The 18,908-nt window shown below is 41.2% G+C and carries 18 protein-coding genes and 1 pseudogene; 10 read left to right on the top strand and 9 right to left on the bottom strand.

Annotation, left to right across the window (positions count from 1 at the left end):
- Positions 1–539 precede the first annotated feature (539 nt).
- Both RMY27_RS18450 and RMY27_RS18445 read left to right on the top strand, forming a co-directional pair.
- Complete coding sequence (locus tag RMY27_RS18450) at positions 540–1,706, top strand: ParB N-terminal domain-containing protein (RefSeq protein WP_322665618.1); 1,167 nt, start codon at positions 540–542, stop codon at positions 1,704–1,706.
- Positions 1,707–1,782: 76 nt separating this feature from the next.
- Positions 1,783–2,838 (top strand): annotated as a pseudogene (locus RMY27_RS18445) (IS630 family transposase).
- 215 nt (positions 2,839–3,053) lie between these two features.
- On the opposite strand, the gene RMY27_RS18440 reads toward RMY27_RS18445, so the two are convergent.
- Entirely contained in the window at positions 3,054–3,266 is a 213-nt protein-coding gene (locus RMY27_RS18440; protein WP_322665609.1) for a helix-turn-helix transcriptional regulator, read from the bottom strand.
- A 158-nt stretch (positions 3,267–3,424) separates the two neighbouring features.
- Between RMY27_RS18440 and RMY27_RS18435 the strand changes: the two genes are divergently transcribed.
- Positions 3,425–3,658, top strand: a complete 234-nt coding sequence (locus RMY27_RS18435; RefSeq protein ID WP_322665607.1) for a hypothetical protein — start codon at positions 3,425–3,427, stop codon at positions 3,656–3,658.
- 235 nt (positions 3,659–3,893) lie between these two features.
- Here the strand turns inward: RMY27_RS18435 and RMY27_RS18430 are convergent, their stop codons facing one another.
- Both RMY27_RS18430 and RMY27_RS18425 read right to left on the bottom strand, forming a co-directional pair.
- Positions 3,894–4,688, bottom strand: a complete 795-nt coding sequence (locus RMY27_RS18430; RefSeq protein WP_322665604.1) for a peptidylprolyl isomerase — start codon at positions 4,686–4,688, stop codon at positions 3,894–3,896.
- Between the two features lie 650 nt (positions 4,689–5,338).
- Positions 5,339–5,713 (bottom strand): c-type cytochrome, encoded by a 375-nt coding sequence (locus RMY27_RS18425; protein WP_094352507.1) that lies wholly within the window; start codon positions 5,711–5,713, stop codon positions 5,339–5,341.
- A 209-nt stretch (positions 5,714–5,922) separates the two neighbouring features.
- On the opposite strand from RMY27_RS18425, the gene petG reads away from it, so the two are divergent.
- On the top strand, positions 5,923–6,036 hold the full coding sequence (gene petG / locus RMY27_RS18420) for a cytochrome b6-f complex subunit V (protein WP_063721252.1): 114 nt from the start codon (positions 5,923–5,925) through the stop codon (positions 6,034–6,036).
- A gap of 212 nt (positions 6,037–6,248) precedes the next feature.
- On the opposite strand, the gene rsmD is transcribed toward petG, so the two are convergent.
- Together rsmD and hisH are read right to left on the bottom strand one after the other, a co-directional pair.
- On the bottom strand, positions 6,249–6,794 hold the full coding sequence (gene rsmD / locus RMY27_RS18415; protein WP_322665602.1) for a 16S rRNA (guanine(966)-N(2))-methyltransferase RsmD: 546 nt from the start codon (positions 6,792–6,794) through the stop codon (positions 6,249–6,251).
- Positions 6,795–6,924: 130 nt separating this feature from the next.
- On the bottom strand, positions 6,925–7,560 hold the full coding sequence (gene hisH, locus RMY27_RS18410) for an imidazole glycerol phosphate synthase subunit HisH (protein ID WP_322665600.1): 636 nt from the start codon (positions 7,558–7,560) through the stop codon (positions 6,925–6,927).
- 58 nt (positions 7,561–7,618) lie between these two features.
- Here hisH and RMY27_RS18405 point away from each other — a divergent pair, with 58 nt between their 5' ends.
- The 3 genes from RMY27_RS18405 (at position 7,619) to RMY27_RS18395 (ending at position 10,151) form a co-directional block, all read left to right on the top strand.
- Positions 7,619–8,140: a peptidase C15 gene (locus RMY27_RS18405; RefSeq protein WP_322665598.1), complete on the top strand. Its 522-nt coding sequence runs from the start codon at positions 7,619–7,621 to the stop codon at positions 8,138–8,140.
- Positions 8,141–8,171: 31 nt separating this feature from the next.
- Entirely contained in the window at positions 8,172–9,539 is a 1,368-nt protein-coding gene (locus tag RMY27_RS18400; protein WP_322665616.1) for a DUF3370 domain-containing protein, read from the top strand.
- A gap of 174 nt (positions 9,540–9,713) precedes the next feature.
- Positions 9,714–10,151 carry a response regulator gene (locus RMY27_RS18395; protein ID WP_322665596.1) on the top strand — a complete coding sequence of 146 codons (438 nt, stop codon included), beginning with the start codon at positions 9,714–9,716 and terminating at the stop codon, positions 10,149–10,151.
- 151 nt (positions 10,152–10,302) lie between these two features.
- Here the strand turns inward: RMY27_RS18395 and RMY27_RS18390 are convergent, their stop codons facing one another.
- Positions 10,303–11,634, bottom strand: a complete 1,332-nt coding sequence (locus RMY27_RS18390) for a hypothetical protein (RefSeq protein ID WP_322665594.1) — start codon at positions 11,632–11,634, stop codon at positions 10,303–10,305.
- A 416-nt stretch (positions 11,635–12,050) separates the two neighbouring features.
- Here RMY27_RS18390 and RMY27_RS18385 point away from each other — a divergent pair, with 416 nt between their 5' ends.
- Complete coding sequence (locus RMY27_RS18385; RefSeq protein WP_322665592.1) at positions 12,051–12,236, top strand: hypothetical protein; 186 nt, start codon at positions 12,051–12,053, stop codon at positions 12,234–12,236.
- Between the two features lie 60 nt (positions 12,237–12,296).
- Positions 12,297–12,908: a LexA family protein gene (locus RMY27_RS18380; RefSeq protein WP_322665591.1), complete on the top strand. Its 612-nt coding sequence runs from the start codon at positions 12,297–12,299 to the stop codon at positions 12,906–12,908.
- A 25-nt stretch (positions 12,909–12,933) separates the two neighbouring features.
- On the opposite strand, the gene RMY27_RS18375 is transcribed toward RMY27_RS18380, so the two are convergent.
- The 3 genes from RMY27_RS18375 to hetZ all read right to left on the bottom strand — a co-directional run bounded on the left by RMY27_RS18375 (position 12,934) and on the right by hetZ (position 17,761).
- Positions 12,934–15,237, bottom strand: coding sequence for a DUF3488 and DUF4129 domain-containing transglutaminase family protein (locus RMY27_RS18375; protein WP_322665615.1), 2,304 nt, complete (start codon positions 15,235–15,237; stop codon positions 12,934–12,936).
- A 348-nt stretch (positions 15,238–15,585) separates the two neighbouring features.
- Positions 15,586–16,563, bottom strand: a complete 978-nt coding sequence (locus RMY27_RS18370) for a PatU (RefSeq protein ID WP_322665589.1) — start codon at positions 16,561–16,563, stop codon at positions 15,586–15,588.
- Positions 16,556–17,761: a heterocyst differentiation protein HetZ gene (hetZ, locus tag RMY27_RS18365; protein WP_094352496.1), complete on the bottom strand. Its 1,206-nt coding sequence runs from the start codon at positions 17,759–17,761 to the stop codon at positions 16,556–16,558. The genes RMY27_RS18370 and hetZ overlap by 8 nt, the downstream gene beginning before the upstream one ends.
- 205 nt (positions 17,762–17,966) lie before the next feature.
- Between hetZ and RMY27_RS18360 the strand changes: the two genes are divergently transcribed.
- Positions 17,967–18,440 (top strand): hypothetical protein, encoded by a 474-nt coding sequence (locus RMY27_RS18360; RefSeq protein WP_322665587.1) that lies wholly within the window; start codon positions 17,967–17,969, stop codon positions 18,438–18,440.
- Positions 18,441–18,908: the final 468 nt, after the last annotated feature.

Raw genomic sequence — 18,908 nt, 5'->3', positions numbered from 1 at the left:
ACGATAGTTTAGGGGTTGCCCTACGCAAAAATAGCTCGATGCCAGGTCTCATTATACAAACAAAAACCTCCAAGCTCACGTCACAGCTTGGGGGTTTTTGTTTATCTTGAATTTACATAGATCATTTAGTTAAATTCCAGCAGCTAGATTAAATACCTTTTGTTTGAGTGAGACAGTTGCGCGAAGCAACTAAACATATATCAGAAAGTCAAATTGTCTTTGTCTGCTAGATGTTGTTAGTATCCTTTCATAAAGTAGCTTTTAGGTTTTCGGACAGAATAAATACCAATCCTTTGCTATTATTGGGTTGCTAAATATACTGTGGTTTAAGGGAGATGACTAGAGGAAACGAAAAACAGGTTATTGATGGCTTAAAGAAAACTGCGGTAAGGTTATGCTACCTCACATAGGTGTTCTAACTCATGTTCAAACCATTGGAAAGGTTAATGATAACCGGAAAAAAGCTGATGTTTTATTAAACGGTTGAATCTGGTGGACTAAGGCCGTTAGCGTACTGTGACCGTTTTACAGTTTCGAGCATTGAAAGGTTACGTGCATTAAATGGGCGCTTAAAAAAGGTTATCTTTACTTCTCAGGATTACCAAGAACTTCTTTGCAAGCCAGGAAAAAACGTGTTTATTTTTCTTGATCCTCCATATTTGTCAGCCGAAGCATCAAAATTATATGGTAAATCAGGAAAGTTACACACAGGCTTTAATCACGGGTTATTAGCAGCAGAACTAAGGAATTGTCCTCATAATTGGTTAATGACCATTGACAATTCTCCTGGAATTCTTGATTTATATTCTTGGGCTAATATTTATCCTTGGGAAAAGCTATACAGCATGACAAATGCAGAAGGACGCAAATCCAAAGGAGGAAAAGAGTTACTAGTGGCTAGCTTTAAAATTGCTACTACAGACTTATCTGATACCACATCAACAGTAGTATTTCTCCACAGTGAAAAAGCTGATCCAAAGAAACTAAAGTCTCATCCACTCAATACTGAAATATACGGAACGGAAGATAATATATCAGATTTAATTGAATCAATCCGAGAAAAAGGATTTTTACAAAACAATCCTATTTTGGTAACTCAACAAGGCCGAACCCTGCAAATCATTTCTGGGCATCGTCGTTGCCGAGCTGCTATCGAAGCTGGTTTAGATCAAGTTTTTATTGTACGTGTTGGGTCTCAGCTCTCTAAAGTTGAAATCGAATCTCGTGTTCTTGATGAGAATTTACACCGTATCAAAGATGGAGTTGAATTGTTACGGGAGTTTGAACACCGCAAGCGAATTGAGACAGCTAAAGCTGTTGAACGCGAAGTGACGTACACAAAAAAGAAACATGAGAACGGTAAATTTCAAACGAACTCATCAACAGATGAATTTTCTGATGCTGCTGCTCGTCCCTTAGGGTATAGTGGACGGACACTAGAAGATGGTGCTAATGCGCTTAGTACAGCAAGCCAATTAAATGACAAAGGATACATAGAAGAAGCAGAGCAAATTATCAGCCTAGTTCAAGCTAAGAAATTTGATCATGCTTGGCAAGTAGCGCAAAGACAAAGAATTAATAAACAAACAAATCCCAATACAATTCAGGGTGAACTGTTGTTGGATATGAGTGAAAAACGTTGTCACCTCAAGGGGATTGCAGATGCAAACGCTGAAAAAATTATCAGTAAGTATGGCTATAACTAAGTAAGTCGGCATAAAAAAACGAAACTATGTGAAGATAAGTAAATACGTAGGATATATCTACTAAGGTTACTTGTATATGGGCGCTCGTTTAAGGGTATTCCTCACTCGTGAGCAAGACCGCAGCCTGCTAAAACTCAGAACTACGGATGTGCCACAGAAAGTAAAAGACAGAGCAGAAGTCATCAGATTGAATGCACATGGTTGGTACGTAGAAAAAATAGCAGATCATTTTAATTGGACTCCACAAACAGTTAGAGAAGTCTTACATAAATGGCAGAAGTTGGGAGTGGAAGGTCTTTGGGAATTAACCGGTCGAGGGGTAAAACCAAAGTTGAGTGAAGTTGACATTATATTTTTAGAAGAATGCCTTAAAAAAGAGCCACGCACCTACAACAGTCGCCAACTCACCGAGAAATTAGAACGCGATCGCTCCATTAAAATGAGTCCCGACAGATTAAGACGGGTACTTAAAAAAAGGGGGTCATTTGGAAACGAGCAAGGAAGAGTCATAAAGGAAAACAAGACCCAGTAGTACGAGCGCAGAAACTCTTCAGTCCTAGAAATGCTGGAATTAGCTGCTGCCAGTGGAGAAATAGATTTAAAATTTTTGGATGAATCAGGGTTTTGTGTATGGAGTGAACCGGGTTATACCTATTACTTTAGAGGTGAGCAAAAACGGCTAGAACAAACCAAACGCCGTGGTAGGAGATTAAGTATTATTGGGTTTCTTCAACCTTTTATTAGCTTTATTTACGGTTTGGTTATTGGTGGCGTTGACAGAAAATCTTATATCCAGATGATGGAGGAAGAAGCACTTCAAGCCGAAAAGTCTGGGCGCATCAAAGTAATAGTGCAAGACAACGGCCCAATACATCGGTGCAGAGAGGTACAGCAGTTATGGTCTAAGTGGGAAAAGATGGGATTGTATATCTTCTTTCTACCCAAATATCGCTCCGAAATGAATCCAATTGAATTGGAGTGGCAGCACCTCAAAAAAAATGAATTATCAGGACAAGTGTTTGACGATGAATTAGACCTTGCCTATGGAGTAATAAATGGTATTCAAGCTAGAGGAGAGCGAGGAAACTATACTACAGAACGTGTTAAATTTTACTCGAACAATTCTCCTTAACTTTTCGTTACATAGCTATAAATTTTTCTGCCGACTTACTTACGTTTATCTTAATAAATTAGTTCAGTTACTCGAAAAGCACATTGGAACAAATAATTATGGATGGGATGACGTGGACTCTTAGAATATTTTTTTTATATCAGCTTTCTACTTTGGCAATTCTAAGTTTATCTCCTGCAATCCCTGCGATGTAACACACTGGATTTCGTAATTGCCTACTCTTCCACCACTTCAATCAAATCTTCAATTGATACACCAAAAGCACGGGCTATTTTTTGAACAGCAGTCAGGTCAACCATATTCATGCCAGGGTGTCGTGCGTAACTTTTCACTGTGTTGTAGTTTACCTTGGCACGTTCAGCCACCTCTTTGATTGTCCAACTTCTTTCTGCTGCAAGTTCTCTAATCTTCAGTCTAACTAGCCCCATTTTTATCTTGACAAAGGCGAGATTCCACCTTTTAATAATTAAGGTGGGATTCCACCTACAATATGAACAACATCAAAAGCGATCGCTCGTCCAGCCTGGAAAACTAACAGAGCGATCGCTATTCCTAACACATCTCACAAAGTGGGAGGGATAAACCTATGATACCAACCTCGAAGTCAAAATCAAATAGTCATCCTTGGTGTATTATTCGGCAACTACCCAACATACAGCGCCTGGTAGTAGCTCGGTTTCGTCGTCGGAATGATGCAGATGCCTATCTACAAATTCTTCGGCGACTACTACCTGCTGCAAGTCATGTAATTGTTTTTGATTCAACAGTTATAGAAATATCAGGAGAAGCCGAAAAGTCTTTGCTTGAACAACTAGTGTAAGGTTGGCACGACGCGTCTCTCACCCTTCTCAACTTTGGAACAAACAGGTTGGGTAAAAGGGGGGAGAGCGCTAGTCTCGCCTCAATCCTATCTAAATGTGATTGATCGCTTCACTCAACCTTTTCAACTTAGCCAAGTTCAGTAGAAAGCGATTCAAAAATGACATATTCATACACATCTGCGATCGCTATCTTTAGTTTTGAAGCTAAGCATAGAAGCTATCTATCTCCGATGCTTAAGTCAAAGGTTTATCGCCCTCTCCCTGTTGTCCTGTGTCCCCCTCCCCTTTTGGTGCAGACATGATTCGCTTTTGCTGTTCTTGTAGCCAGGTTTCAAAGAGTTCACTCAACAGACGCACTTTCATAAATTCATCCAATTGTGCTGGAATAAATTTTTCCAGCCGCAAGATCACAAACCATTCAGCGATGCGCGTCGGGGGTAATATCTGACCTGGTTGACTGCTAGAGAGCATTTGCACCATTACCGGATGTAGTGCATTCAGTTCAATTGGACCTACTAAACCGCCAGTTTGGGCTTCTGGACCGAGTGAGTACTCCCGCGCCAAGTCAGCAAAAGAGTTTTCTTTTGCCTGAATCCGGAAGTAAAGTTCTTGAGCAATTCCCACATCTTGGGTTCGCAGCAGAGAATAAATTACTTTGTCTAGTTTTGCCTTAGATTGAAAAAAGTAGGATTCCAGTTTATTACCCCAAGTGGCTTGCTTGAATTTTTCAATTTTCAGCTTACGAGTGGTAATAACTTCTAGTTGATCGGGAGTCAGCCCTTGATGTGCCATCCAAGCCTGGATGTCTTGTTCATTTTTTAACTGTTTTTCAGCATAAAACTGCTGTTTAGCTTGCGCTACTTCCTCAGGTGTACACTCTATTGCCTTCGTGGAGCGTGAGTTTTGCTCTATTGCCTCATCAATGATCAATTCGCGCTGCAACTGTGGCAGCATTTGATAACTTGCCAGTAAGGAAATCAGTTCACTAGCTGTGATTGTACGATTACCGATTTGGATCGCTTCAGTCATTAGCTTTCGGGCATCTCAAGAATATCTAGTCTGTTAAAGAAGCTATACCTTAGCTCATTGTCTAGGAACTTTTACCTTAATTCTACAGAGTTAGGTATACTAACCTCACTTTCACGATAATTAAATAGTTACTTGCTAACATACTTAAAAATATACAGTTTGTATGAGTTTTTATCAAAGATTCTACGCAAATTCTAGCAGATGTGAAGATAAAGATAAAAGACAGTTGTCGCCACTACGACTTTAGAAGACGAAGTTTATCAGACTGAGCTAGGGTGTTTTGAGGTTTCTATTATTATGCGTAGAGGCACAGTGGTATTAGTGTCGCGGTTCTTCTCCCAACCTCAAAAGAGCGTTTGTAGATAAAGGTAGACGCCAAGGACTTTCATGAGTCCGCGTACCCCTACGCGAAAGCAAGCTACGCACAGCGTTTCGCATCTAAGCGTTTAGAATTTTCTCAAGTAGAACAGGCATAATGTGCTGAGGGCGACGCTCCTATGTTACTAAAGCTTCTTTACAAGACGCTGCGCGAACCTATCGAGCATCTTGGGGATCTGTTTACAACTGTTTTGGGTATAAAGAGAGACGTATTATATACTACCTTTTTACGGAAGGGTGCTTAGGTATCCTACAACCAAAAATTCATAGGTCTACAACGACTCTAAATAGTTTAAAAGATCCGCCATTTCTTGAGCACTAGGTTGGAATTTTGGCATTGGCGGTGTTTCGCCACTGATCACTTGGTGAATCAGCCCATACCGAGACTTGTGCTTTGAAACAGCTTGCAAACTGGGTCCCACTCGCCCGTCTGCTTCCAAGCCATGACAACCAGCACAGTTAATTTGGAAGATCGCGTGTCCTTGAACTGGGTTTCCTGTTAGGGATAGAACGCTCTTGACGTATGGATCGGAGGCTTGAACTAACTGAACACCAAAAAAGCCCAAAGGGACTCCTAGCAGTATAGCCAGCGTCAATAAAACGATCCGCTGAATCAAAATTTCAGGTTTGGTAATCTGGTTATCCAAAAGGTTTGCTGTGAAAGTCTAGGTGTGCTAAAAAGTTTTCATTTCCTACACATAGCTTAAAAGTTCTTGATTGTGTCTGCAAGCACAGAAGACTATTTTTTTGTGGGTAGTGGCACTCCAAAGGGCTGTAGGGCGCAGGATTCATACGAAATTTGGTAAAATCAAAAACAGGCAACGAATATTTAATAATTACAAAAAGGAGATTTACAGTGGTTGAACCCCTGCTATCAGGTATTGTCCTTGGTCTAGTTTTCGTAACTCTCGCTGGACTTTTTTACGCTGCATATAAGCAATACAAGCGCCCCAATCAGCTGGGGGGATGAGGGAGTGCCCAGTGCTGTTAGCGGTAGCGGGGCGTTTAGCCCGTGCTGAGGAGCCAGTGCGTTGGGCAGTTCTGCCGACTTGTACTCCTGCTCTTAAGCAAGCTTACGTGTAGGGTCTCCTACAGGAGAACAACTGGCGTTGCTGAGTAGGATGAGGGAAGGGGGATAAGGAGGACAAGAAAGCAAGTTTTCTCCCCTACTCCCCATTCCTGTCATTCGACAATTCTGTAGAAAGTAAGTGATGTGTTGCCGTAAACTTTCAGGCGGCAAATTTCCCAAGCGGGAATCTCTGGCGGTGTCCAACCTTGTGAGGCGTGTTCAACTGCGATTTCACCGCTAGGATCTAAAAGTTGATGATGAGCGATCGCTTCTAATACTTGCTGGTACAATCCACTGGCATAAGGTGGATCAAAGTAGATTCTATCAAACTGTTTACCTGATAAAGTCTTTAACTGCTGGGTAATATCTCCCCGCAATACCCGAAATTCTTGGTCAGCGTTAGCTAACTGCTGCCAATTTTGTTGGATGGTGGCACAGGCTCGGCTCGATTGTTCAATTCCTACTACTAGGCTGGCTCCTCTACACAAAGCCTCTGCGCCCATTGAACCAGTACCTGCGCACAAATCTAGCCAGCGACAGCGTGCAATTTCTCCTTGCCAAATATTAAAAACTGCCTCTCTTACTCGCGCACTAGTGGGTCTAGTTTCTTTTCCTGGTAAAGTTTTTAGCTGGCGATTACCGTAAATTCTCAAGCTCATTAGTTATTAGTCATTGATCATTAGTCATTAGTCATTGGTCACTTGTACTGAGTTTCGACTGCGCTCAACTACCGCAAAGCCGAAGTATTAGTTTTAGACAAAAGACAAAGAACAAATGACAAAAAGAATATTAGGCAGGAATTTTTTCGCGGACTTGAGCAACGAAATTAGATAGGATTTGCAATCCGATATTAGAGGATTTTTCCGGGTGAAATTGTACTGCCATCAGGTTTTTGTGAGCGATCGCAGCTGTAACGGTTTGAGTACCGTGAGTGATAGTTGCTGCACGGATTAGCGGGTCTATTGGGTCAACATAGTAGGAATGAACAAAATATACCCAAGGATCGGACGGTAAATGCTCCCACAAAATACTTTTTGGTTGAGTAACTTCCAGTTGATTCCAACCCATGTGAGGAATAGTGATGTCAGGTTCTGGGCGAAACCGCCGCACTTTTCCTTTGATAATTCCCAGTCCTGGTTGAGTACCTTCTGCACTTGATTCAAAGAGAATTTGCAATCCTAAACAAATTCCTAAGAAAGGTTTACCAGATGCGATCGCTTCTTTAATAGGTTGTTCTAAACCACGCGATCGCAGGTGTTGCACTGCTGGATCAAATGCTCCCACTCCCGGTAGGACTATAGCATCTGCCTGCTCTAATTCCTTTGGAGAATAAGTAACATTAGGAGTTGCCCCAGCTTTTTCCAAGCCTTTACAAACTGAGTGCAAATTTCCCATCTCATAATCTACGACCGCAATTACTGGCATTTACCTGCTCCTTGTAAATTTATTATGGAGGGTTTTTCTATTCTAAATAATATTTGTTATGAAGAAAAGAATTCTATTAACTTCTTTTGACACTTGGCTCAAAGATCAACAGTCAAATTCTTCTGATGATTTATTACTTGAAGTTACCAAACTTGAGTTGATACCACATGACTTAACTTTTTTACGCCAGTTACCTGTAGATGTGCAACTTGCCAGTACTCAGGTAATGGAAAAAATCAAGGCAATCCAACCTGATTACATCATCTGTTGTGGCATGGCTGCAAGCCGTACACAATTAAGTGTCGAAGCAGTTGCTAGCTGTGGAGAAATTGTTTTGCAGACAGAAGTTGATTTAGAAAAATTAGTGGTGGGAGCAGCAAAAATTCAGATTAGCCACGACTGTGGAAAATTTGTCTGTGAAGGTCTTTACTATTCAGTGTTGGACTACTTAAGCCAAAATAAACTCACAGCACGTTGTATTTTTGTCCATGTTCCGGTTCTCAATCAAGAAAATTTGATGGGGATTATTGCCGATTTCGTATTAATTATTAACAAACTGGCACTTTCATCAAGCTGTTAATGTCTGTATGTTGAAAGAAATATCTAAGTATATGTTGCCATTGTTACTAATTTTCCCGATAGCCCAATCAACTCCTGCCACGCTACCACCTGAAGAAGTCGTCCAACCACAAGAAGTGCGTCCTTTACCAGGTCAATTGGATAAAGTGCCAACCTTTAATAGCAATAGTCCAGAATTGGTTTTGAAAGAAGGGATTTTACTTTCCACCTTTCCACCAGATGGAAGAAAAGTACCAACAGCGCATCTGAATTTTCCTTTTCGGGGACGATTTGATATTTTTGCCCATCACGTTGCGAAAGCTGAACCACCAGAGAATTTGCGTTCTCTTTATTTAGGGATAATTTTGCATAACCCTAGTTCGGAACCAGTGAAGGTAAATATTTGGCAGGCGGCGAGTTATTTAAGTCAACCGGATGCACCCTTTATTCAGTTACCATCTTTTAGTCAAAACCTTTTAGGTAAGGTTTTTGCTGGGCCAGGCGATCGCGTTATGTCTGATGTGCTTCGAGGAGTACGACAAGAGATTTTCCCTGCCCAAATTGAGATTCCACCAAAGCAAAGTCGGATGTTACTCAATTTACCAATTCCTGTGCAAGGATTGACACCACCCCTAAATGGTCGGTCTACATTCATGCGACTGCAAAGTGATGGCACTGTCTATGCAGCTAGCCTAGCGATGTTTGCACGGGAGAATCCTGATGGCAGTGAGCGATCGCCTACCTTAGAAGAGTGGCAGAGTTTACTAGATAATGGTGATTTAGCTGGGCCACGAGATAAAATTCCCACTCCTTTAGAAGAAACTGGCAAACCAAGAATTTATGGGCGTGTTGCGGGAGTGGTTGGTGGTTCACGATGGAGAGCCTTATTAGTAGATAAGCCTAAAGCTAGATATCTAACTATTCCCCAGGCTGGTCAAGTGTTTTCCTACGCTCTGAGTACCCTGCATGGCGGTACATTAGGAACTGGTCAAATTCAAAGTGCGCCTATGCTAGTGCGCTATCCTGACACCGCATATCGTGCTCATGGCAACTATGGAATTCAATATAATCTGAAGTTGCCACTATACAACAATACTCAAAGTTCTCAAACTGTGAGTGTGTCCATACAAACGCCACTCAAGGAGGATCAGTTAGTCAAACCAGGGTTACGCTTTCTGAGTACACCCGCTCCTCAAGTATTCTTCCGAGGGACAGTGCGAGTACGTTACAAAAATGACCAAAATCAGCCACAAACTCAGTTTGTACATTTAGTGCAAAAGAGAGGTCAACCAGGGGAACCGTTAGTTTTATTAAAGATGAAACCAGGCGATCGCTCTTTGGTAGAAGTAGACTTTCTCTATCCACCCGATGCTACACCACCGCAGGTATTAACAGTTTCAACTCAGACTGAACCTCAGTGATGAGTCATGGGTAATGGGTAAGGGCTTTTTTCTAATTACCCGTTACCAAAAAGTAATTAAAGCATGTTCTCAAGCTTTTCACCCCAAGTTTGTGTATTTAGGGTGAATACTTATTCTGCTCTATGCATTGCAATAGAAATAGCAGACTAAGTAGATAGCCAATAAGAGGACGGTATGGCAACGAATCAAAAAATCAATCAAGAAACTGAGTTAAATTCGCTCCAGCACCTTGTTGGAACCCTGATCTTACTGGTAGAAGATGAGCCAGATATTGCAGATTTGCTCACCTTCATTTTGGAAACAGCAGGTGCAGAGGTAATGGCTTTAAGCGACGCAGAAGAAGCCCTTGTTTTGGTCGAATCGCTTCATCCCGATATTCTGCTGTGCAATATGAAGTTGCCCGATCATGATGGAAATTGGTTAATTGAGCAAATTCGAGTGCATTCTTGCCCATCCCTAAGACAGTTGCCTGCGATCGCTATCACTTCTTATACACGGGAAGTCTCAAGCTATAAGGCTTTGAATGCTGGTTTTAATCGATTTCTAGTCAAGCTTGAGAGTCCAGAAGAAATTGTAGATGAGATTGTTCACCTTTTATCTACCGATTTTTAAATATAACTAGCTAGCCTCGATCTCGTTTTTGATCGTGATTTCACACAATACTTTGTGGAAGCGCACAGCTAGCTATACACTTCTAAAAACGACTTTAAGAAAGGAAACCATAGAACCCTAAGTGAGTAGGGTAAAATGTTGCATATATTTGTTATCCTCGTTGAAAACCCTTTGCTGGCTTTTGTTGCCCCTTACCCTTGGGCTTAGATTTGTTAACTTCTCCTAAAGCTTCCTGAAATAAGTTATGCAAATGTATGGGTACACTGGCAATGTCTGGCAACTCTGGCTCAATAGGTTTATGGAATTCTTGCAAAAGTGTATCCAAGTCACTTTCAAGCCTAAATGGACGTTGCAAAAATGTTTGCAACACATTTTCTAATTGAGTTGGATACTGCTGCGCTAATCGATGCCAAATAAAAGCATTAATACTTTTATCTTCGAGGTAGTAGCGAATTAGTTTTTCTGCCCCTTGCACACTTTGCCAATCCTCTGCCGATAAGATTGCTTGTACTTTATTATAGGTTGGTAAAAACATTTGTCCCCAACGGGGATGAGAAAGAGCCGTTACCTGTTCTGCTTTCTTGAGTTCAGCAGGTAAATCAACCTTTGGCATCACCATTTTGCTCTTGCTGCTTTTGCTGTTAAACATCTCAGAGACTACGTTGGAATCAGCACCAAATTCTTGTGCTGCTGCTTTTATTTCCTCGTCGCCAATGCCAGCTGCTTCTGCCACTTCAGCCAAAGATTTGGAAGTATCAATTCCCGCGGCTGCAAAGGTTTTTTCAGTAATTACTTCTTGAAATTCCGCTATTTTTTTATTAAGCTGATATCCAGGTAGTGTAATTTCATCAGTGCCAAAAAAGTCCACAAACTGCTGATGATATTGTTCTACTGACTGCCAAGCTTCTTCTAGCAAGTCTGGAGCATCGCTGTAAAGATTACTTTTATAGTTTTCTTTGAAATTACCAATTGCTACGGCAAGTTTTGGCTTACCTAATTTACCCATTATTGTGTAGGGGCCAGAAAACGTCCAGTAGCTATCGGTAACAGGAGAAATGCGAGTTAACAAGATTTCTCCGACTTTCAGCCGAGATATTGCCTGTAATGTTTGAGTATTGTTTGGCTTGACGATGTAGCGTTTATCTGTCAACCAATTCGTCAATTCAAAGCCATCAGGGAAAATATTACTGATGGCAAATAAGCCAATAAAACTATGATGCCAACTATTTATCAGACTGCGATCGCTTTCTGCCAAATCTGGATGGCTTTCGATAAACAACTCTAATGGAGACTTATCACCGACCTTCCCATCTGTCAAAAAGCTATCGATGGTTAAGTCTTGCTGTGTACTATCACCACTTCCACGGCGCAACTGTTCTGCTGCATAAGTTTCCAGCGCTTGTGCCAATTCGCCTTCAGCATCAAGGACAAAATCAACTAAGGCTTGTTTTAATTCGTGCGATCGTTCTAATATGACATCCACAAGTTAATCTCTCGGTGCAACAGATGTAAATTATAGCCTTTGAGAGAATTTCAGCATCTAGCTATTGCTAGATTTATGGAAATGCACACTTAGCAGAATAGGTTTGATCGTGCAGGCATACTACAGCTGACATCTGTCACAGCCAAATTATTGTGATTAAACCCTTGGCGAAATCGGCGCGAACTAGCGTAACAGATTGGTGTGGTGTTTGGACAGCGATCACAGTTATGGTATCATCTACTTCCCCGCGATCCCTTAGAGATTCAATTTCTTGGGGTAAGAGTTTTTTGAAAGTTATAAATATAGGGAAAAACGGGAATATAGAAGTTTGATTTCCAGACTTTTTTCAAAACCTACTATGCAAACTTAGTTCATTTGTACTATTTTATAGTTGTAGATTTTATTACAGGCATATTATGAAAAGCGATCCTAATCAGAGTAAGGAAACAAATTATAACACTGGGCTGAGTGTTATTTTCTCTGAAAAAGCTCTCATTGCATTATTCCATATCATACTTGCCTTAGGCATTGCTCATCTACAATTTAGCAGTTCACCTAATCAAGAACACCCTGCAAAAGTTTTGCAAGACAAACACAATTAGTAAGGTTTTTACTAAGGAAATATGAGAAATTGCGAAAACTTGCACAAAGGATGATTACTTATGCCAAGAGGCGGTTCCAGAAAAGGGTCAGGTCGGAAATATAAATTTGGCGAGCCACTTACAGACATTGGTGTCCCTTCATCAATCAGTAATGACTTGATTGTGGCAATAGAAAACCTTTGGGAAAAGGGAATAAAAGGAGAAGAACTCATAGATATCCTACATTCAGCAAAGTTTCGCAAGGTCAGGAAGTATGATTATCCAGTATCAGCAGGCATACATAGCACATCTAGTGTTGGGGGGGATTCAATGAACATTGATTATGAAGAAATTGATCTCTGTGAGGAACTGATCAATGAATCAAATAAAACGATCATCTTACCTGTAATGGGAGACTCAATGATAGATATTGGTATATATCCTGGTGATTGGTTAATTGTTGAACTGATTGATCCTCTATACCAAAAGCCTAAGGAGGAAGAGATTGTTATAGTTTCTGTGGATTATGAGACTTTAGTTAAACGTTATAGGAGGGAAAAAGGAGAAGTAGTCTTAGTATCAGAGAACAAGAACCACGAGCCAATCAGACGTTCTGAAGGAGCAATTTATATTTCAGGAATTGTGAAAAGTGCTATTTGTCGCAATTTATCAAAAAGATTGCCCAATGGATAACCTTTGTACAGGACTCATTGATGAGTTACTTAGCAGCTTTTTTCAAACCTTGCCATCTTTGTCGCAATCGCTGCAAGTTAGGCGTATGACCACCATAGCGCCAACCAACATAAGCTTGACAAATTTCATCTATGACCTCAGCAGTTGCTAGAGCATGATGCTGGTATGAAACTCTGGCATATTCTAAAGGTGTTTGTGCTGGATGTTTGCCTAAACCTTTTTGGGTCGTCCATTGTAGCATTTGTTGATAAAGGCTCTCCATTGCTGGCAATTTCTTTAACCATCGACGGTTGCGCCACTGTCGCCATTGACCCCAACCCAGCCAAGCGAAGAAAGCTGCTGTAGTTGACAAGATTAAGGCAGTTAATACGCCAAACCAACCTTGAGAGAATAAAGCTAAAAACCAAGCGATCGCTCTAATCACCCACTTAAATATTGTCTCAAATACATTATTCAACAAACCTGTTAACGGAGAAGGTAGCCAGCCAGCAACCCAATGCCACAATTGGCGTAATACACTAAAAGTCTGAGTGTCTTCTATTGAAGGTGGTATCAGAGGATGATTGGGAATAGGGTCAAAGGCAAACCAACCATATTTCGGAAAATACACTTCCGTCATCGCATAAGCATCAGTATTACGGACAACATATAGCCCTGTAAATGGATTAAACTCTCCCGCACTAAACCCTGCTACTAACCGCGCTGGAATGCCAATGGAACGCAACATCACCGTGAGAACTGTTGAAAAGTGGTCTGGATAGCCTCCTTTTTGCTTAAACAAAAAAGTTTCTACCAAGTCTTCTTTTTCACTCAAATAAGGTAGATCTAAGGGATTTTGGGGAACAGAGTAGCGTTGCTTTAAATATTGAGCTAAGTAGAGAGCTTTTTCGTAGGGTGAATCTAGGCTTTTAGCAGACTTCGAGACTTTTTCTTGATTGTAGTTAGCGAGGATTTCTTCGGTACGTTGCCGGACTTTTTCGGCAATTTCGGGAGGAATTTGCAGATAATGTTTTTTAATTTGTTCTGGATATTTAGTAGAAGCTTTACCTAATTTAGTGCGATCGCGGTATGGTACTTCTGAAACTACTGTGTAGGTGAATCCTTCTGATAATTCTACAGGCGATCGCAATCCGTCTTCTTTATCAACAGCAATCACTGGTGCTGGAAAGTAAACTTCTTTGGGATAAGTCATCGCCGGAATCAGGTTAGGCAAATCTGATACCACAGTATAAGTTTGCACTACTTCTTGGGTTTTACCAGTGAGTACAGATGGGGAAAGAAAAATTTGGTAAGACCAAGGCGATCGCCTAACAGTCGTAACATTCTCATTGCGAGAAACCTCCCATCCCTTACCTGTATAGCGATCAAATCCTAATACTCGCCAAAAACCCTCTGCTTGCGATCGCACCCGCATGACAACCTTGGGTTTCATCTCGCCCCGCAGGTTTTGATTCATTTGGCTATTAAAACCGTAATAAAAATTATTATCTACTTTACCTGGTTCACCCGTTTTATTTTGTCCTGTACCACCGCTACCACTGCCTTGATTCTCACCTTTACCTTGGCGGACATAACCGGGATTAATGATACTACGACCTGTGAAATTACTTTTTACTTGAATAGCAGAACTTACAGGAAAATTCCGTAATTGATAACCGGGAAATCTGGGTAAAACAGCAAAAATTGCCAGCCCCAGACCGACAATTAGTAAAAAAGTTAGAATTAAAAATTTAAAATTAAGACTTGAAGAATTCTTCTGATTAAATTTTTCCTTTTGAGTTTTTAATGGCTGCAAACCTAAGCGCGAGCGGTAATCTAGTACTAAAGTTGGCAGAGCGATCGCTAAAAATAACAGCAACACAGGTGCAAATGCTAAAGTCTGACTTAGGGTTGCTGCCACACCCAATAAAATCAGTCCGATCACAATCGAATAGCCCAAATTTTTCCGGCGTGGTGTATCAAAGCTATGCAACACCTGGAGTTGAATTAATAACTCTGCCAAACCCAACCGCGTATCATTCAACTCTCCTACTAACCGCCCAAAGAAAGCACCTAGTGCTACTAACATGCCGATGGCGATGCAGAATTTAATTGCAACATTGCGATCGCGGCGACGATAATAACTCCAAATTGCACCCACAACACTCAGGGGTAACGCCCAAAAACTGAATGAAGTCTCAGCGGCAATATCCGTCGCCACAATTCCCAAAATAACCAACGCTAGCACCAGCACCCGCAAAAAAATTGAATCTTCCACTTCAATCAAAGGCGACCCCTGCGGATTTTGCCGCCAGAAATTACCTACAGGGATACGCCAAAACCGATTCATCCTGGATAAGTTAAACATTTGAGTCTAGTAGAAGCAATGATGTAGATGCAACAAACACAATGCAGGGGGCGTAATTTGCTACGCTAGCACTGTGTTAAAAAAATGATATCTAAGGGGTAGAGATGGAAATACACGAGAAATGGGTGACGCAGTAAATCGAGAAATAATCAAATTCTCAATATCTCCATGTCCCCATATTTCCGTGTCCCTGTGTCTTTGTAATAACTGCTTCTCGTAGACACCCTAATGACCGTTTATTGAAAAATAGGATAAGCTTCAAAACCAGGAAAATCCTCTTAATATATATCGGCGTTGATTGACATAGTGTGCTAGCGGTGGCAATTGAACCTAAATCGTGGGATTAATCACAAACAACAATGACTGTTCGTCTATTTCTGGAAATTCAACTTCTAAGGTATAAGTTGGGTTAAGTTGCTCGCAGCCTAACTCTACATTTAAGTATCCCGAAGTCGAAGATGTTGTCATTGCTAAAGTGCCACTTCCCCGCAGCGTCAAAGTTCCTTTAACAGGTAACTCAGCTTGCACAAGTAACTTCGTAAGTTTACCTAGAGACTGGTATTCTACTCTGATGTTCAAAGCACCAACACTGGTTAGCCACTGTCTTTCTACTACCGGACTAGTTGCTGAAACTGGTAGAGTCAGATTTTCTAGCAGTTGTTTAGCTGCTAGCAACGACAAAGCCATCTGTTGACGCGGTTGTAGATCTGAGTAATCGCTTTGAATAGCAGGCATTGTCTCCAAAGTACTTGCAGATCGATAGGTGCTTCTTAACACCAATCCGGCTATATCATTTAGTGCTTGAGATTCATTGGGAAAAAAGTTCTCCACCACTTGAACTAATTTTGCCCCCAATGGCACTGAAGATGTCACTAAAGCCTGACATTGTTCTAGCAATTGCTGGAAAACTCTTTCCGGTAAGCGAGTTGGCAAGGTCAACTTCGATTGTTGTACCATCCATCCCCAGCTAGGAACGAGTGTCATTGAAGGCTCATCAACAAAATCAGGATATTCGATTAATTGTGTTTCCCAAGGAAACAACGGTGGGTGTTCTTGGGCTTGGATTTGTAACCGATGCTTAAGGACAGCTTGAAAACGATCTTGCACAGTAGGAATTTCTCCCAATTGAAAGGTCTGGGGCGTTCCTCCCAATTTTGGCTCACTGCTTTTTGAAGCAGTGGCTTCCTTGAGGAGGTTTTTTACCCCGTCATTTTCCTCACATTCTACCGATTGCTCGTTATTTTTGACATCATCTGTCAATAACCAATAGAGACACTGGTGTTGTAAGGATTCTGAGTCACTATTCATGAGTAGATGCACCTGATCCGGAAACTAATGAGTTACGAATTTCCCAAGCTTGCTCAAGAATCTTAAACCATCGTTTTTGCAGTTGTGCCATTGACAGCCCTAGAGTTTTTGCTATTTTTTCATCAGCTTGTCCTTGTTGCTTCAACTCTAATAAAGACCGTTGCTTATTGTCCAGCTGTGCTGTGTATACTTGCCATTGCTGAGGAGTTAAGCCCAAGTTTGTGTGTAAAGAAGCTTCCAGCCACTCGTGAACTAATTCCCAACGGTGCAACAGGGCGAAGCGAATCAAATGATACTTAAAGCGCTGCTGCAAATAATCTCTCTGGCGAGGGGTTAAACCTAAAACCGATTCAATTTCCTGTGCTGATAAATCTTGGAGGCGGAGAGAAAAATAATCAGCGCAGTCAGATTGTTGCCGTTGTTCGAGATAATTCATTAATTCCGTAACCACAACGGAACGCAAGGTGTCTTCTTCGGGTTCGGGTTCGGCTTGCGTTGCCATTGTGGAGCGCAATTGGTGAATTGCTGGTTCTTCCCAAGAACCGTCACCTTCATTATTGCTACCTTCTGCGGCTTGTTCTATATCTACACTGGTTTCTGGAGGTTGCTGTTGGGAAAAAGTTTGCGCCCGCAGGATAATTAGCTGTTGCTGACGGCCTGGTAAAGGAATGCGTCGCTTGCCATAGCGCTCGGTAAATGCCATATACTCGGACAATTCCAAGAGCGTTTGAGGGCGATAAGTGGCACCGAGTTGATTTTCTCGCCGGAAAGCGTTCAACGCCTCTAGATAAAAACTCTGTAAGAAATCTTCAATTATAGTCAGTCGCCCTTGATAGCTCAATTGCTTTTGAGGCGGATTAATATATCGATAAATAATTGCACTCAAAGTACTGTGTAATTCGACCCTGCCCCGATTTGAACCCAACTGATAGTACCTGAGACACTGTTGCAGCCGATGCCGAGCCAGGGTCATCGCAGAGCTTTCTACAGATCCAGAAGCTTGGATACGTTTACTCTCATGACAAATCCGGTAGACTTCGGTGGTGATACGTCTTGCTACATCGTGGCAATTCTGTTCCGAAGCTTTAGTTGACTGCTGAAACTCCTTGGACAGGAGTTGAAAGATCGCCTCCACGCCTGTAGAATTTTCTCCCAGAATAGTTGCAGATGGAATAGTTGCGGTTGCGGCTGAATTCATAGTCTCGGTTTTCAAAAGACCCTAACTTAACTTAAATACAACCTGTACGACTGTGGGTATTGGCTGGTTTGGTTTTACGTATAAGCTAAACGCAGACCAATCCTATATTGAGGATATGGCTGATTTTATTATTCCCAATTCTGATGGGATTGTTCACACTTGATAGATGTTATTGCCATTACCCAGGAGTCGTATACAAGTCATTATGGATTTAGAAGCACAAATTCAATTGCTGATTGACAATGCACCCCGCGATGGTATGACACCACATCTTGTTGCAGCAATTGCTCCTACCCTTAGAGCGATCGCTCAAAAATTACGCTACTCCCAGTACTATATTCTCCAAAATTCGGAGTCAAGCTGGGTTTTAACTACATTGAGCAATCGTGCTAATCCAGGATTGGAAAAACGTGTGATTTACGCTTTCCCTACCATACAGGATGTCTCTCTAATTTCCCCTGATGGGCTTGACCCTCAAATGCTAGCTAAAATTACTCCTGTCACCCATATTTTGTTCCAATTGGTGGCATTAGAACCCGTAGATAGTATCGTTTTTTTGGAGACGCCGGGTAAGACCACTCATACCGTCGAAGTTCGACGAACTGAACTAGAAAAACTCATGCAGAAACAGTTACGACAAAAGCGATCGCCTAAACCCATACCCCCTGATATTGCATAGAAAAAATTTGGATGTGGGATTTTTTAGATACAATCCCACATCCAAATTTTTAAATCTCAAATTTCTTTAAAAAATTTTCTAAATCAGTGAAAAAAGAAATTTTTTCTTTCCGTTACACTATGCGACTGACTCAACTTTCGGTTAAACCTAAAATTCATTAAAAAACAGTTATCAGTGAACATTTTTCTGTTTTCAAGTTTTAGTTTCCTAATGAAGCAGAGTTTTATACTTAATAACTTTCACATTAAAAAATATCCCATTCTTTATTGTGAGGTGTCCAGTAACCAAAAGCGGGCAAGTCTTAAGAGTGAGCTTTCAGCCGAACACTATCCACCCCAGAAGTAGTAGTAATTTATTTTTTGGAAATCCCAAAGAACTTCCAAAGAAAAACCCCACTTTCTACCTGCTAAATAAGTGGATTGAATTAAACATAAAACTGCTTTAGTGTGTTAAAGCGCTAGCACAACA

The organism is Nostoc sp. DedQUE09, from assembly GCF_034530915.1.
GTDB lineage: Bacteria > Cyanobacteriota > Cyanobacteriia > Cyanobacteriales > Nostocaceae > Nostoc.
Note: the sequence above shows the minus strand (reverse complement) of the source record. Positions and strands in the feature narration are given on the sequence as shown.